Here is a 15,792-nt window from a genome sequence, read left to right as displayed (position 1 = left end):
ATTTTTTCGGACATATTCATTCTTCCAGAAGCGCCCATTTGACGGCCTCCAGATAGACCGAAAGCGTTTCTTCTTTTTCGTGTTCCAGAAAATGGGGGAAGGTTCCGCTTGGAATACAGTTGATTTTTATAGCCATATGTAAAGTCTTTTTGTATTGCAAAAGCTATATCATAGATATAAGGATTCCAATCAGTAATGCTTCCCGCACCGTCCAAAGACATCAAAAATGAGGTGTCCTATACAGCCTGATTGGGTAAAAAAATACCCCGTTGGCTTCCCAACGAGGCATCGAAGATTATAATGTTTTAATTTGATTTCTGATTTCAGAATGTAGATGCATTCTTGGATTTTTATTCACTTTACAGTCCAATCATATAAAATTATCCCTGGTATCACTTCAGGAATCACTGAATCAGAAACAGGCAGAATACACAGAAGATGAATTATTCTTCCATACAGAAAATAAAAATGGTCGTATTTTTCTCGAGACGACACCGGAAGAATATCTGATTCTCAGCGATCCGATTCATACAGATGACCATCAGAAAATCATCCAGGCTCTTTGCCGCCACATCGGTTACTGCAATGCCCACGCTCTAAATGCCGGTCATCCTTATGGTGCCATGCTTGATGTGGCAGATTTACGAAAAAATCATCTGGATACCTATGCTTATTTTTTCACAAAAGTTATAACAAAACCGGAAAATCACCCCTATCACTTAAAACCAGCCGGAACCTACGCAGTTGCTTACTTAATGGGAAATTACTATGACTCGAAAGACACCTACGAAAAACTCTTTGATTGGATCGATGAACACAAGTTTAAAACCGGCAAATACTCTTATAAAGAGGCTGTGATCGACGAATTGGCCACAGCCTCTCCCAGTGAATATCCGACGAAAATATCGATACAAGTGTTTTAACCCTGCCGCTTCATCGCGTTTCCTCCGCACTGCCTTTACACTTCTCATAAGCAAATAGCGCCGCTCCCAGCGCACCGCAGAGCTGCGCCTCATCACAGATATAAAGTTTAGCACCAAGCTTCTCTTCCAATGCCTGGATGATACCCTGGTTCTTCGCCACACCGCCGGTCATCATATATTCGCCTGGATGATCCTTTCCAAGGCGGGCTGCCAACGCGCCGACTTTTGAGGCAACTGACACATTTAAACCGTGGATAATATCTGCCACATCCTTATTCTGTGCCACCAGCGACACGACCTCCGACTCTGCAAACACCGTACACATGCTGGAAATCACGATATTATGCTTCCATTCCAGCCCTTTCACACTCATTTCCTCCAGGGAAAGTCCCAGCGTTTTCGCCATCATTTCCAGAAAACGTCCCGTTCCGGCGGCACATTTGTCATTCATCAGGAAATTTTTCACGGCTCCCTGTCCGTCGATGCTGATCGCCTTGATATCCTGCCCGCCAATGTCGATGATAGTGCGGACATTCGGATTCAGATAATTTGCGCCCTTGGCATGGCAGGTAATCTCCGTGATGCTGTCATCCCCGCTGTCAATGTAGGATCGTCCATATCCGGTCGTATCGATCCGCACGATCTCCTCTTTCTTAATTCCCGCTTTCTCAATCGCCAGATCCAGACTCTTCTCGGCGCTCATCATCGCACCGCCGCCGGTCGGAATAATCATCGTCGATTTAATTTTTCCATCCTGATCCAGTATGACCACATCCGTACTTGTCGAACCGCTGTCGATTCCCGCTACATAAAAAATGCCCGACTCCATCTTCTTTCTTGCCTCCTCACTGATACCTTTTCCCGGATCCATATCCTCTGATCCCTCGATCGTCTCCTCAAATGCCTGAATGCGCGTCAAAAGCTGCCCCGCGCTCTGGCTCGTAAAATCAGTCTCAATCTTAAGGAGCGGAACCTTGATATCCCGCTTGATACTCGCATACTCAAATCCATAATAATCACAGAACTTGATCGTGTGATAAATAATTCCCTTTAAATTCGGATCCAGATACAGACGGTTTCTGCGGATCGAACGGTTCATGCGGAAACACGGCATCTGTCCCATCAGGACGTCCGCGTAAGAAAGAAACAGCTCCTCTTCCTCCATATTCCACATTTCATCCTGTACGACCGACAGTTTCCGACCACCCGTACAGGTCAGATTTTCCACATCCATCTGGATATTGTCCCGGATCATATCCTCCAGAATGCCGCTGACCCGCACGCCCAGCACACCAATGTACGGCTCCGTGTTCATTTCCGGCGTAATAAAGGACTTGATAAAAGCGCGTTTATCAAACACTTTCCCGGAATATGCCTCATATGCCTTTTTAAGCCTCCGGATCGTGCCCGCAAATTTCACTTTTTCACATTCATTATCATCATGCGGCAGATCCAGCATATATAAAAACTTACATTTTCCCGTGCTCTCCACGATATCGTAAACGCGTCGCATCGAATCGCAGCAGTTTACCAGCACCAGCTGTTCAACCTTTCCTTCCAGCACTGCCTGAATGACCGATTTTCCAAAGCCGCACAGATTTGCATGTGCAATCTGATCCGACTGTTCGAAATTTTCCGGCATTTCCTCCAAAACAGAACATTCTTCTCCAAACCCCCGGAACAGCTCGATCGGGGTGTACTTACAGACGTAATAAATCATGCGTGTTTCTCCTCCTTGCCCTTTTCCAGCATTTCCACAAACGCCTGAAGCCGCGTCGATACCTGACCGTCGCTGGTATTGGCGGGGTTGCAGCCGTCACCGTCGAGAATCATCGTCGGAAGTCCTGTCTTTTCTAAGGACTGCTTAATCAGGCTGGATGCACCGATCGTTCCCTTACAGCCCCAGTGGGCAAATAAAACAGCACCATCCGCTTCCGTGATTCTGGCAAGCCGTTCCGCTTCCTCAACTCTCTGTTTCACACTGCCATTGTAAATGCAATAGACCATTTTCTCTGCCATCGCCTCATACGGGTCTTCCGCATGCATCTCCTGAAAACCATCTGCGATGAAATCACAAGCGCGGATGTGCATTTTCTTACTATAATTAAAAATATCCTTAACCGGCTCCTGTAAAAATGGCATGATGTGCATCCAGATTACCGAAAGACCATCTCCCCTCGGTGACATCCGCACATCGCGCAGAAGTTTTTCCGTATAGGTAACCGCCGTCTCTGAGCCAGCCATCAGATGGCACATAAAAAGCGCATACAATTCATTCGTCAGAGAGGTCACCGGGTCATGCGCACACCGCAGGGCAAGCTGTTTTTTATAATTCGCTGCCGCTTTCCGGCTGTTATCTACCGCACTCCGCACTGTTTCCTCCGAAATCCGTCTGTCCGTCGTCTCCTCCAGAAACCGTTTCAATTTCCGCAGCTGATCCGCCACATACAGAACCGATTCCCGGTTTTTCTCATACGGAACATCAATATAAAAGCCTGGACATTCAAATTTATCCTTTAAATAAGGAAACGTCATCATATTTCCATCACACGCAAGGTTCGTATAAATCATGCAGTTCGGTTTTGGCAGAATCCCCGTCAGCGCTGCCCCCAGAAACACCCTGTGGTACGAACACATCGTCTCCGGAAATCCTTCCTCCTCCGTTTTCCGAAGAAACGTCTGCTCACACTTCGTTCCCGCCATAAAACAGGACATCGCCTCCACTGAGTACGGCGTCAGCCCTGCCGCCATCACCAGCTCTCCCGGCACAAATATGCTGACCATCGCCGCATTCTCCGGTTCCGACAGCGACTGAATGATATTTTTCATAACCACCCGCGCCACATACTGTCCCGACGACGGCAGCCCCCGATCCGGCAAAAACTGAAGCTTCTTTTCCTGCAGGCGGTATCCCGCAAGAAGCAGCCGACGCGCTTTTTCCGGATCCTTAAGCGCCTGGCTGCTCACCCTATTTCCAAATTTTTCAATTACATCCATTATTCTTTCTTCCATTCTTTTAAGTTCATTTTTCTGTCATATCGCCCTGATGCAGATGGATATGGTTCCGCGCCTTTGCAGGCAAACGGACATTCTTTATTATAGTCAGTTGGATGGGAATTGTAAATATATCGGATATGAAACGCGAAACAGAGGGGAGAAGAGCTTTACACCTGTGACAAAATCATCTATATTCCAAAAAACTGAGCAAACAACCACCGTAAACGATGAATAATCCACCGTATTGCCCACTGCCCCCTTGGTATCCTTCTCCTTAAATAGGCAGTGGTTCATGGTGTTCTGGTGTTTGATTTTCAACATCAATCAATCTGCTGCAGCGTTCCTTTATAAAGTTGCTCCACGGTAACAGCTTTTCTATACCTGCGGGCTCATTTTTGTAGTCCGGCATATAAAGTAGTACTGTGTAGAGATACTGGAACACATTCAGATTGTTGGCTTTTGCGGTTTCTACGATACTGTACATGACAGCACTCAAAGGTGCATTGACTAAAAGAAAAAGATCGTATAGAAAAGCCTTTTACTTCAGCAACATACCTTCTGAAGATCGTAAGTCCGTCTCGGTAGGTTTTCACTGTTTTGGAACTGGCACTGTCCTGAGGAATATATACTATCAGGAAATCATGACATACCCTTGTATACACAAAATAATCAGTGAAAAAAGGTATGATGGGTCAGTTGCTTCTTTAAGAATGTTTATTCAAAAAGAAAGAATTCGTTGCGTGACCGCTCAAAAAGAAGATGCTTGTTCTGATTATCAGCCGAAAGAATACGTACAACGCCGATCACTAACGCAATTAATATATAAAGGGTTGGACGATGTGAAAACAATCAGTCAAGAACAATATGAGCAAGTTTTAAAATCATACCCAGTGATTGCCGACCTTTATGTGACCATAAAGGAATTTTATGAAATTATATATTCAAAGCATGAAGAAAAGCTAGACGCATGGCTTGTTAAACTGGAAAAATTTAATATTCCTGAGTTGCAAACATATGTGAATGGTATAAGACAGGATATTGTTGCTGTGAAAAATGGAATTGCCATGCAATATAATAATGGTTTGGCAGAGGGAAGCTTTAATAAACTCAAAGTAATAAAACGTATTATGTATGGCAGAAATGGTTTTGAATTATTGAAGGCAAAAGTACTGCTTCATGAACAATTTCGCTGTGAAATCAACTAAGTGTGGAAAGAGCCTATGGAGCGTTTACGAGGGACTTGCATTTCCATCCACGCCTCCGCGAGGGAGGCGACTGAAACAGATAAAATTCTTTATTCAGTATTAAATTTCAATCCACGCCTCCGCGAGGGAGGTGACGCAGATCCCGTGTGATATTCCGTGTGATATTCGCACTATTTCAATCCACGCCTCCGCGAGGGAGGCGACGCTCATTCTTCTCTTCTACTACTCTCACATCGTGATTTCAATCCACGCCTCCGCGAGGGAGGCGACGTGTACGCTTCGCGCCCCTTGACAGCCGCCACGCTATTTCAATCCACGCCTCCGCGAGGGAGGCGACACATCAAGGTTTCCCGGAATAAGGATGACGATGTATTTCAATCCACGCCTCCGCGAGGGAGGCGACGTGTAAACAACTGCTTTTCGAGGTCGTCCCAGAATATTTCAATCCACGCCTCCGCGAGGGAGGCGACTATAAGGACGGAGAACGACTTCCTAGAGCATATATATTTCAATCCACGCCTCCGCGAGGGAGGCGACTTCCTGCTGCCGCGCCGGTCTTCCCGTACCAGTCATTTCAATCCACGCCTCCGCGAGGGAGGCGACATTCCATATCACGGAGCAATTCAGCAACCGAATTATTTCAATCCACGCCTCCGCGAGGGAGGCGACATTCCATATCACGGAGCAATTCAGCAACCGAATTATTTCAATCCACGCCTCCGCGAGGGAGGCGACGCCTGGTTGATTGCCTGCCTGGTGAGTACCTGATATTTCAATCCACGCCTCCGCGAGGGAGGCGACGATAATGTAGTGGACAATGCTTGCGAAGAGTTACATATTTCAATCCACGCCTCCGCGAGGGAGGCGACGTGTGAGATTTGGAGATCTGTGCCTGAACATTTAAAATTTCAATCCACGCCTCCGCGAGGGAGGCGACCCAAAACAATGATTCATTCGGGCGGAACAACAGATTTCAATCCACGCCTCCGCGAGGGAGGCGACTGTTTACAAGCAGCACTTGATTGTTTCAGAAGTATTTCAATCCACGCCTCCGCGAGGGAGGCGACCCACTTTTGCCGTGCTCATAGATCTTTATAGGACATTTCAATCCACGCCTCCGCGAGGGAGGCGACCTATTTCCGAGTGACTTTTAAAACAAAATAATATTATTTCAATCCACGCCTCCGCGAGGGAGGCGACGGAGAGTATCTTTCTACAACGTCACCAGTTCACGCATTTCAATCCACGCCTCCGCGAGGGAGGCGACATTCACGGAGATATGGATACGATTAGTCGCGACGATTTCAATCCACGCCTCCGCGAGGGAGGCGACGTCTGCACTGGTGGAATACAGCCAGAAGCATTTTATTTCAATCCACGCCTCCGCGAGGGAGGCGACCAATATTTACATAAATTTATTTTTAATTAAAAGGAATTTCAATCCACGCCTCCGCGAGGGAGGCGACAAATTTAACCCCATACCAGGAAGTCTTTACAGCATTTCAATCCACGCCTCCGCGAGGGAGGCGACTGACGATATCGCGGTAATAACGCATTTCCATTGCAATTTCAATCCACGCCTCCGCGAGGGAGGCGACTCATACCGACTGGAGCTATCCACCGCTTTTTGCCGATTTCAATCCACGCCTCCGCGAGGGAGGCGACTGCATTAATTACCAATTTTTACATCTGATCCAAAGTATTCCTTGTATAGATCATCCATCTGGCACTTCAAATTAATGTATATACCATCTAGCAATTAATCATTTTATTTGTTTTTGTTTACTTTTTCAGGTGCGAACCTATCAGGCTTTTTATGTCTGCTTTAGGTTCGCACAGACTTGTTACAAGATAAGAACATCATCCGCCGCTATTCCTTTGTCCACGCCTACATGCTCAACTTTCGTCTGATACTTATTTCCCAGATAGTAGAACCGAAGACTGTCCACATTAACGTCGATAATGTCTGTAAGAAGTGATCTAAGCATCACACACTGTGCGTTATCTACTATACATTCGAATACCGAATTTTGTACTCTTCTGCCATAATTCATACATTGCTTTGCCACTTTTCTAAGACGAGTACGGCCTGCCGCTGTTTCTGTATTAACATCGTACGTAATTAATACTAACATGTTCCACACCTCATTTCCACAAAAAAACCGGATATGAATCCAGATCACCACGCAGATATCTTGCTAAAAGCATTGACTGCACATATGGAATCATTCCCCACTCAATTTTTTCATTCAAATACGGATGTGTAATGGTTTCTTTTTTCTTTTTCTGCCACTCTGTTAAAAACTTTTTCCGAATCTCATCATCCATCAGAACTGCTCCGTTTTCCTTTTTGGTAAAGTTTTTACCAGTCACAATCTTTTTATTGATCAGTGACAAAACAAAACGATCTGCCAATACAGGGCGCAATTCTTCAATCAAATCTAATGCCAAAGAAGCTCTTCCCGGACGCTCCGTATGCAAATATCCTACGCACGAATCAAGGCCCACACATTCCAATGCCGATACAATATTATTGGTCAGAAGGGTATACGTAAAGGACAACATTGCATTCACATTATCCATTGGAGGTCTTTTACTCCGCCCATGGAAGAAAAATTCCTTTTTTTGCTGCAAAATCAATTCATCAAATACACCAAAATATACACTTGCAGCCTCTCCCTCATAGCCACGAAGCTGTTCTTTTGATTCGCTGCTTTGTATTTGTATCAGTGAATTTTTCAGCTGCTGCGATGCATTTTTCATTTTCTCAACATCAACCTGAAGTGGGTGATCACGTACTGCTCTTTCCAGCACCCATCGCGCATTATAAACCTTTCCAACAATGCAATTTTTAGCGATCTCCAAACTAATTGCATTATCCTGACTGCTTTCATACTGCTGTTTACGCAACAATACATTTCCTCTGACTTTGCCTGTTACGCGCGCTAAAAAACGCCCCTGCGGAGTCACATAGCATAAAGAAATATTTCTGTCTGCACAAGCGCCCATCAACGCGGGACTTGTCCCTCTATATCCAAAAGAAACGATTCCTTCTAAATTATGAAGCGGCAATCTCCCGCGCTCTTCTTGTTCTTCATAAATTACTATATTTTCTCCATCTAATGCCAGATAACTATTTTCCGATGTTACATATAAGGTATTCAACAATTTTTTCATAGTTCATCCTCCGCCAGTTTTTGGGAAATATACTTTTTCACCTCATCTGAACGACTCAATTTAGGAAGACAAATTCCCTTTAAAGAACAAGATTGACATACTTTGCTGTATTTTACCTTAGGAGTATATCCCCTTTGATAATATTGATGCATTTCCTTGAACATATTTTCAACTTCTGTCCGAAGTTCCTGCGTTATCAGAATTCTTTCGCGACGACGTGTTTCACCATAAAAAAGGGCACCTTCATAAATTTGTGTTGAAAACATTTCTTCCAGACACATCGTCTGTGCTGTAAGCTGTAAAATATCTTCTTCTGTATATTTTGGCCTTCCTTTTTTATATTCCACCGGGTAAATTGCATATAATCCCCTATGTCCATGCAGTTTGACACCCTCTTCACTTTTATGGAATTCTACCACATCACATTCCCCACTCACTCCCAGTATCTTAGAGTGCACAGGAAGTGCCCTCACAATCAATATATCTTTGCGTTTCTCTGTCAGATACGGATCGTGAACCTTTTTATGCATCAGTTCACCAATTATGGTATGTTCATTTTCGGCCCACTGCTGTTCAATATGAATTAACGCCCACTGCCTTCGGCAAAACTTAAAGTGCTGAATTCCAGATATCATCAAATAGTCATCTTCTGCATAGATCATTTTATCATTCTCTTCACCTCGACACTATCCGGGATCTGCTCACCATGAATCTGAACCTCATAATCACGATAATTTCTCGGATATACAACATCGGCTTTTCTGGAAACTTCTACTGCATCAAATAATTTATATGCCGGACAATCTCCCAGTTCCTTGCTGTGTTTAAATACAATCAATTCCCGTACAGCCATTTTTCCTCGTGCCGCTGAATGATCATGCTCAAACATGTTAATAATAGCTTCCCATAACAGGTCCAGATCCTCTTCTGTAAATCCTGTTACTTTTCTTGCCAGATTGGCTGACACATAACCTTCTGCGCGATAAAGTCCGTATGGAACAATACTCTTTCTTCCCATCTCTGTCTTTTTATCTTCCGCATCCTTTTCGGTTGTAATAGCCACTCGTGTAATAGTGACTTCCTGGCTTACAATCGGATCAATACTTCTTGCAAATCCAATCTGAACCGGTCCCCTTACCTGACCACAATTTAATGATGCCTTTACAAAAGTCGTCATTACAGCACCAAAAGTACGAATATCAAAGAAATTCTGGCACATATAATCTCTGATTTTCAAATCTGCATCCGGATCATTCTTTTTTAATTTTTTTAATCCTTCCGTTACCTTTTTATCATCTGTTTCTGTAATTCCCAGATTTTCGCATGCTTTCCGATCACTTCTGTTTAAAGGCACATCTTCTCTGATATAAATCTGATAACCGGCTTCTCCCTCTTTTACAGTTTCCACATAATTACGAATTTTTCGTTTCAGGCAAACATCCGTTACCAATCCTAGTCCGCTTTCCGGATCAATACGCGGCATATTTCCAGCATCCGGATCTCCATTTGGATTACCATTTTCTACATCAAATAAAATCACAAACTCATATCTGTTTTTAATCGCTTCTCTCATTTTCTATCCTCCCGTTTAGTATATTTATCCTGCACCTGATGATAATACCCTAAATCAAATTTTCCCTGCTCTTCCAAAGTCAATCTTCTCGGAAACTCATCTAATTTACCCATAATTTCTGTCAGCTGGTTTTCATAACTGATTTTTGCACCTAGATTATCCCGCTCCAATTTTTTGATATGACTATTCATAAGCTTAATCAAAATCGGAAATACGGATGCTGGCGTAGCACAAGCCGAATTAAAATAGCGATCTCGAATCGTTGCCTTGATTCCCGGATTTGTGTCTTTTTGAATAAATTCTAACACTGCAAACAAACGTCCCAATAAATAAGGCTGTTCACTGTTTTCCTTATTTAATCCCATGTAGTTAACTCCTTCTTTCCAATTTGTATTTCTAATCAAATATGCTTTTAAAATTGCCGTGCGCCCCCAACTGAGCTTCCGTTCTCCTTGGTCTGCCCGAATTCGAATCAATGTATCTGTGTATAAGCTTGCCGGATAACGTCCGCCCGATAATACAGCCTGCATCACCATCGCAGCCATATTGGGAATCGGACTCTTATCTCGAGAATTCTGATTAACTGTTTCCATCAGCATATCACGTATACTCATATATTCCCTGGTTTCCCAAGACGGTTGTACAATTTTCATGCGTTCATAATGCTCTGAGATATGTTCCAGTATCTTTCCAAATGAATCTTGGTAAAAGAATCGAACCGAAAGCCTTGCCGCATTAGGTGCCAATCCCAGAATGTAAAAACGCTGTTCCGAATCCATCTCTATATCTTCTACCTTAATCGGCTGATCCTTTTTGATGCAGTCAAATATTTCACGAATCGTCTCCCGATTATCTACTGTAGGAACTAACGCAAACGAAAATACATCCTGATATGCCTTCTGTCCATTTTCAGCCCAATAAACAACCATTGTGTCTCCAAGCTGAAACGTATAATTTCTCTGCGACAACAAATAATTTAGCGCTGTTGTATAAGCAAATTCCGCATATTTTCCAACCGGTGCATTATAACTTTGTTCTTTTCCATAAGATTCAAAAGCCGGAGCATTAAATGATACCAATGCTGCACCGCTGGACTGAGCACCTGGAACGCCTTTGATGGTTCGATGTATACGAGATATCTCTGCTTTCTTACCGGTTACCAGACAAATTCCTGTATTTCCACCTTCTTCCCCGTCACATGAATTCTGTTTTTCATTCCACAGTTCTTTTATTTCTTCATCCTCTTGTGCTTCACATCCATTCATGTAAAATATTAAATTACCGCCATCTGTAAGAGCTTCCCAAATTTCAGATTCCTTTAACTTCTCTTCCTCTTTTTCCGGATTCCACGTTTCAAAGAATGCTTTGATAGATGCTGCCATCTCTCCTTCTGCCTGTTCAAGCAATTCCAGGTGTTTTTCCTTTGCTGCCTGAAAGCACTCTAACACTCTTTTAGAACTTCCGTCTTTATCGAATCCAAGCATATATTTCGAATTATCGCAAAGAAAATTGGATGACACACCGGAGGAACGTGTTACCATCTGCGGAACCATTCTAGTCGTTGAAACCCAAACTTTCTTTTTTCCACGCTCTTCCTCTGTTTTTAAACTGATAAATCCTTTCACTTTTCCATCTGGCATTAATTCAATTGCATAGGAAACCTTCGCTTCACACCATCCTTCTTTTGATACCTTTCCCTCTGCTGCCAGATTTTCATAATGCTTTGCAAGTGCCTGCAATATCACCTTATCACCTCGCAGTCTCCTAAATCGATTGTTCCATGCTTCATAACTGCCCTAAAAAACATAGGCTGTATATGTTCTGGATCTGTATAATCCATATCATACAACATATATCCCAAATCTTTTTCCGGAACAACTTCATAGCAAGAATGAATCTCATCCTCTTCCCACAACATAAACTGTGCTGGGAATTCTCGGCATCCAAAGTATGGCATATGGTAGCACTCCCCTCTTTTGAGCCGGCGTTTTATTATATCTTGGAATTTCCCCGGATTGTCTGTATTATTCGCCTTCTCTGTCATTTCAAAATGGGCTTCCACAATATACTCAACATCACAAAGGAGCAATGATGCACGCTGGACAATATCTTCCTTCGTACTGATATACAACTGCTTATCACCACCGTTATAGACCTGCAGCACATTACTGGCCGAAACTTTGCTCTTTACTTCATTTCTCCTTACACTTGTAAAGCGTATTGGATTAATAACATGAATCTTATCTACCACCCAACGCAGTCCCGGATGCCAGTAGATCGCATCTAAAATTCCTCTTGCTGCAGATGGAGTAATCACATCATAGCTGCAGCGCTCCACCTTCATTTCAGGTCGGGAAAATAGAGCATACGGACCCCAGACTTTAATTTTAACACTCATTAAAACCATCACCCCTTTTGTCAGAAAAACATATTATTTCTCGTGTCATTTTGATATAATATCAACATAAAGCTTTACAATTGTCAGTCCTTTCTTATAAAACCAACTATACCACACTTCATTCCAAAGATCAATATTTACTACAAATACCAATGAAAATTTATTTTAATAGTTGCACCAAAAACATTTTTATCATACACAAATCCGTAATTCTATATTATAATTTATCTGTCAGGTGAACTATACAACAACCTGTGGATTGAAATATTGGCATTTGCAGTAATGCACCACAAGTCCAGCAAGAATTAACTTCCTGCTGGACTTTATTCTTACTACATAAATACCCCCATTCCCATCTCTATGTCCAACCGAAGTCCATACTCTTCTGTATACCCGTCACCCGAACAAAGTTCATATAAATCTTCTATATCCTCTGACACTGGTCTCAACATTCCTGAAGCTGCCAATTTATCATAATTTCCTGTATAAACACTAACGCAATACTGACCTGCCTTTCTCATCAAAGATTTTGTATATCCCTTATATCGTATTTCTTTCAGCAGTTGTTTTGCATCTTCCTCCTGAGGAATAAAAATTGTTACCGTATGTTCCTCAATTAATTTAAAATTCTTCGAAGCTGTTGAAAAATTATAAACTCCTCTTTGGAATTCATCCATTATCTTCTTTTTGTCTAACTCATTCCTTCGAAGATAATACAATTTCTTAAAATAATCTCTCGCCGTCTCCGGTGCTGAAAAATCCACTTGTTCATCCATCAAGCTAGAGGCAACATCCATCTGTTGTCTCTGTCCCGGCATATATTCTTTTTCTGAAAATGTAAAGATATACACCTTACTATCTTCCACCGATCGCTTTCCCTCACGATTACATCGTCCTGCTGCCTGAACGATTGAATCGATTCCGGCAAGCTGACGATATACAGACCGAAAATCCACATCCACTCCAGCCTCTATCAAACTGGTTGCAATCAGAATACACTCATCACTCCCTTTTAATCTCTGCCGAACTTCCTCTAACACTTCTTTTCGATGCTTCGGATACATAGCAGTAGAAAGATGATATACATGTTCTGCTCCTCTTTCTTTTAATCGCTGGTACAAAGACTGAGCTCTTGCTTTTGTATTAACAATACAGAGCGCCTGTGTTTCCTCTATTAAACGATCTTCCAACTCCTCCGTACTAACCTTTCCCATCGAGATAAACTCTGTTCGTTTAAAAAAAGCGAACTGTTCTTCCTTTTGCGGACATAATTCGCGAATGTTCCACTTCTTTTGAAATAATCCTTCCAAGGCAGGTTGAGTCGCAGTGCAAAGAACCAGACTAGAATGATAATTCTGAACCAATTCCTCCATCTGTGCCAGACATGGTAGCATGTAATCTGTTGGAAGCATCTGTACCTCATCAAATATAATTACACTATTTGCGATGCGATGCAATTTACGGCATTTAGATGATCTATTGGAAAATAATGATTCAAAAAACTGTACATTCGTCGTCACAATCACGGGTTTATCCCAATTTTCTGCTGCCAGCTGCATTGGCTTTAATTCTTCCGATGATTCATAATCTACATTATAGTAATTTTCCAGTACATTCCGTTCCCCCAGAATTTCACGAAATACAGATGCATTCTGCTCAATAATACTCGTATATGGAATGACGTAAATAATTCGTTCCATCCCATATCGGACTGCATGTTTCAAGGCAAACGCAAGGGAAGCCAACGTCTTTCCTCCGCCGGTCGGGACGGTTAACTGAAACATTCCCGGTTCTTCTTCCCCTCTTTGAATACAACTTCTCAAGATTTCGCTGCGATGACCGTTGACGGTTGTCAAATCTTTATTTTCAAGCCATCCTTTTATATACTCAGAAAGTCTCTGTTCTAATACCTCTAAAGATTCTCCTGAATCTCTCCCTACCTTTCCATTGAGCATGAACTGCTCGGTATCCAAAAAATCTGCATCTACCAAACAAGAGTACAGCATACGAATAAATACACTCAATGAAAAATCCGGATTTATCACCACATTCGGATCAAAGGGAATCTCCTGTAATGCCGGAATCTCAATTTCATCTAGGTAAGAACTATAATCCTCCACATTTTTCTTCAATCTTCCATACATAGTTGATTTATCAAGTCCCGTTCCTGCTCCTGTATTAGGAAGTCCTGCATGATGACCGGCAATACAATACCCCAGAAGAGAGTAGAAACCACCTTTTTCCATACAAATCTTTGCCCCGGCTGTAGAATGATCTACTTGATTAGTATTATTTCCACGTATCCTCTCTTGAAATGCGTCTGAATATTTTCCTATATCATGCAGCATTCCAGCACAATAACCCCACTGCTCTTTTTTGAAGGACTTTGCAAACTCTGCTGCCAGTACAGCAGTCCCCTCCAGATGTTCTTTTATTGATTGTTCACGTTTACCATCAATATGTGCCAGATATTTCATCTTGTCTTTTTTCATCACTCCCACCCCTCTCACTTATCACGCTCCTATCCATTTTGTCATCTACAGATTATCAATCTTCGCAGTGAAATTTATTCCTGCAAATTCATCTGAATTTCCATAAATCAATCATATCACACATTTCCATATATAGTAACCTCTACCTAATAGGTGTCGTATATACATCCCATCTAAAATCATCCATATATTGACACAATTTTCCTCAAAAGAAAAGCGGCTGATCAATACCATAATCAACCGCCTAAAACAATTCTTGTAATCAACCCACAGTGCTTCTTATTATACTTCCCACTCCAATTTACTAACCATTCAACGCTCACAGCAATTCGTCAATTTTTGCAAAATCGATATTCAAATCATCATAAATCCCTGCCGGAACCTGATCGGAAAATGTATATTCGTTCATATCATTCTTTTCAAAATTATACACAATAATCCTGTTTTTCGTTTTATCCACGATCCAATATTCACGGACACCGGCTGTACGATATTTAAAAAGCTTTATCATATAGTCAATTCGCTGACTTCCCGGTGAAACCACCTCAATAATCCAATCTGGTGCTCCCGCACATCCTTTATCATTTAATTTAGATGGATCGCAGATCACGCTTACATCCGGCTCTACGTAAGTATGATCATCCTCATTTAAAAATACTGCAAACGGAGCGACATAAGGCCTGCATATCCCGCCTTTCTCCTTAATATAGTCCCGAATAGCTGCAAATAATTCGCCTACAATTTCCTGATGAGCCCGGCTTGGAGGTGCCATCATATACATGGTACCATCTATCAATTCTGCACGGGTTCCTTCCGGAAGATCATATATATCTTGTACTGTATACGTTTTGTATTTAGGTAATGGCATAGCTCCTCCTTTCTCGGCTAAAATATACTTTCCTCTATAATAAATAGTTTATCGTATCTCCGTTCTTTTATCAATCGATTCATTGATACGTTTTCAATTTTTAAAGCCAAAATGTTGTCAAAAAAGCGGCTGACCTCCCGATCAACCGCTTTAAATAAC

At 42.3% G+C, this 15,792-nt stretch carries 13 protein-coding genes and 1 CRISPR repeat array; of the genes, 2 read left to right on the top strand and 11 right to left on the bottom strand.

Translation table 11 applies throughout. The features are described from left to right. Positions 1 to 317 precede the first annotated feature (317 nt). Positions 318 to 923, top strand: a complete 606-nt coding sequence (locus tag PG862_RS14375; RefSeq protein WP_333563198.1) for a GyrI-like domain-containing protein — start codon at positions 318 to 320, stop codon at positions 921 to 923. 10 nt (positions 924 to 933) lie between these two features. Here the strand turns inward: PG862_RS14375 and PG862_RS07085 are convergent, their stop codons facing one another. The 3 genes from PG862_RS07085 to PG862_RS14440 form a co-directional block, all read right to left on the bottom strand. After that, complete coding sequence (locus PG862_RS07085) at positions 934 to 2,643, bottom strand: acyl-CoA dehydratase activase (protein WP_118684661.1); 1,710 nt, start codon at positions 2,641 to 2,643, stop codon at positions 934 to 936. After that, positions 2,640 to 3,920, bottom strand: coding sequence for a 2-hydroxyacyl-CoA dehydratase family protein (locus PG862_RS07080; protein ID WP_118684663.1), 1,281 nt, complete (start codon positions 3,918 to 3,920; stop codon positions 2,640 to 2,642). The genes PG862_RS07085 and PG862_RS07080 overlap by 4 nt, the downstream gene beginning before the upstream one ends. 274 nt (positions 3,921 to 4,194) lie before the next feature. Next, positions 4,195 to 4,404, bottom strand: coding sequence for a transposase domain-containing protein (locus PG862_RS14440; protein WP_243022573.1), 210 nt, complete (start codon positions 4,402 to 4,404; stop codon positions 4,195 to 4,197). Between PG862_RS14440 and PG862_RS07070 the strand changes: the two genes are divergently transcribed. Next, positions 4,403 to 5,125, top strand: a complete 723-nt coding sequence (locus tag PG862_RS07070) for a transposase (RefSeq protein WP_270706945.1) — start codon at positions 4,403 to 4,405, stop codon at positions 5,123 to 5,125. The two genes, PG862_RS14440 and PG862_RS07070, sit on opposite strands and share 2 nt — an antisense overlap. A 39-nt stretch (positions 5,126 to 5,164) precedes the next feature. Next, positions 5,165 to 6,790: a CRISPR direct-repeat array (repeat unit 32 nt; unit sequence ATTTCAATCCACGCCTCCGCGAGGGAGGCGAC). 179 nt (positions 6,791 to 6,969) lie between these two features. On the opposite strand, the gene cas2 is transcribed toward PG862_RS07070, so the two are convergent. The 8 genes from cas2 to PG862_RS07030 form a co-directional block, all read right to left on the bottom strand. Then, positions 6,970 to 7,260 carry a CRISPR-associated endonuclease Cas2 gene (gene cas2, locus PG862_RS07065; protein WP_118570338.1) on the bottom strand — a complete coding sequence of 97 codons (291 nt, stop codon included), beginning with the start codon at positions 7,258 to 7,260 and terminating at the stop codon, positions 6,970 to 6,972. A gap of 10 nt (positions 7,261 to 7,270) precedes the next feature. Further along, positions 7,271 to 8,302, bottom strand: a complete 1,032-nt coding sequence (cas1c, locus tag PG862_RS07060; RefSeq protein WP_270234410.1) for a type I-C CRISPR-associated endonuclease Cas1c — start codon at positions 8,300 to 8,302, stop codon at positions 7,271 to 7,273. Beyond that, complete coding sequence (gene cas4 / locus PG862_RS07055) at positions 8,299 to 8,964, bottom strand: CRISPR-associated protein Cas4 (RefSeq protein WP_270706943.1); 666 nt, start codon at positions 8,962 to 8,964, stop codon at positions 8,299 to 8,301. Before cas4 ends, cas1c begins: the two co-directional genes overlap by 4 nt. Continuing rightward, positions 8,961 to 9,875 carry a type I-C CRISPR-associated protein Cas7/Csd2 gene (gene cas7c, locus PG862_RS07050; protein WP_270234406.1) on the bottom strand — a complete coding sequence of 305 codons (915 nt, stop codon included), beginning with the start codon at positions 9,873 to 9,875 and terminating at the stop codon, positions 8,961 to 8,963. Before cas7c ends, cas4 begins: the two co-directional genes overlap by 4 nt. Next, on the bottom strand, positions 9,872 to 11,620 hold the full coding sequence (gene cas8c, locus PG862_RS07045; protein ID WP_270234404.1) for a type I-C CRISPR-associated protein Cas8c/Csd1: 1,749 nt from the start codon (positions 11,618 to 11,620) through the stop codon (positions 9,872 to 9,874). Before cas8c ends, cas7c begins: the two co-directional genes overlap by 4 nt. Beyond that, a complete protein-coding gene (gene cas5c / locus PG862_RS07040) occupies positions 11,617 to 12,273 on the bottom strand; it encodes a type I-C CRISPR-associated protein Cas5c (protein ID WP_118570333.1) in 657 nt (218 codons plus the stop codon). The genes cas8c and cas5c overlap by 4 nt, the downstream gene beginning before the upstream one ends. 332 nt (positions 12,274 to 12,605) lie before the next feature. Beyond that, complete coding sequence (cas3, locus tag PG862_RS07035) at positions 12,606 to 14,765, bottom strand: CRISPR-associated helicase Cas3' (protein ID WP_333563194.1); 2,160 nt, start codon at positions 14,763 to 14,765, stop codon at positions 12,606 to 12,608. 319 nt (positions 14,766 to 15,084) lie between these two features. Continuing rightward, positions 15,085 to 15,633, bottom strand: a complete 549-nt coding sequence (locus PG862_RS07030; RefSeq protein ID WP_270487962.1) for a Uma2 family endonuclease — start codon at positions 15,631 to 15,633, stop codon at positions 15,085 to 15,087. Positions 15,634 to 15,792: the final 159 nt, after the last annotated feature.

Source organism: Clostridium fessum (genome assembly GCF_027698965.1).
Taxonomy (GTDB): Bacteria; Bacillota; Clostridia; order Lachnospirales; family Lachnospiraceae; genus Otoolea; species Otoolea fessa.
This window is presented reverse-complemented; position numbering and strand designations above follow the sequence as displayed.

Bases quoted from the DNA above. Each gene is read 5' to 3' on its own strand.
- PG862_RS07085 (WP_118684661.1), bottom strand. From the start codon at position 2,643: ATGATTTATTACGTCTGTAAGTACACCCCGATCGAGCTGTTCCGGGGG.
- PG862_RS07080 (WP_118684663.1), bottom strand. From the start codon at position 3,920: ATGGATGTAATTGAAAAATTTGGAAATAGGGTGAGCAGCCAGGCGCTT.
- PG862_RS07070 (WP_270706945.1), top strand. From the start codon at position 4,403: ATGACAGCACTCAAAGGTGCATTGACTAAAAGAAAAAGATCGTATAGA.
- PG862_RS14440 (WP_243022573.1), bottom strand. From the start codon at position 4,404: ATGTACAGTATCGTAGAAACCGCAAAAGCCAACAATCTGAATGTGTTC.
- cas2 (WP_118570338.1), bottom strand. From the start codon at position 7,260: ATGTTAGTATTAATTACGTACGATGTTAATACAGAAACAGCGGCAGGC.
- cas1c (WP_270234410.1), bottom strand. From the start codon at position 8,302: ATGAAAAAATTGTTGAATACCTTATATGTAACATCGGAAAATAGTTAT.
- cas4 (WP_270706943.1), bottom strand. From the start codon at position 8,964: ATGATCTATGCAGAAGATGACTATTTGATGATATCTGGAATTCAGCAC.
- cas7c (WP_270234406.1), bottom strand. From the start codon at position 9,875: ATGAGAGAAGCGATTAAAAACAGATATGAGTTTGTGATTTTATTTGAT.
- cas5c (WP_118570333.1), bottom strand. From the start codon at position 12,273: ATGAGTGTTAAAATTAAAGTCTGGGGTCCGTATGCTCTATTTTCCCGA.
- cas3 (WP_333563194.1), bottom strand. From the start codon at position 14,765: ATGAAAAAAGACAAGATGAAATATCTGGCACATATTGATGGTAAACGT.
- PG862_RS07030 (WP_270487962.1), bottom strand. From the start codon at position 15,633: ATGCCATTACCTAAATACAAAACGTATACAGTACAAGATATATATGAT.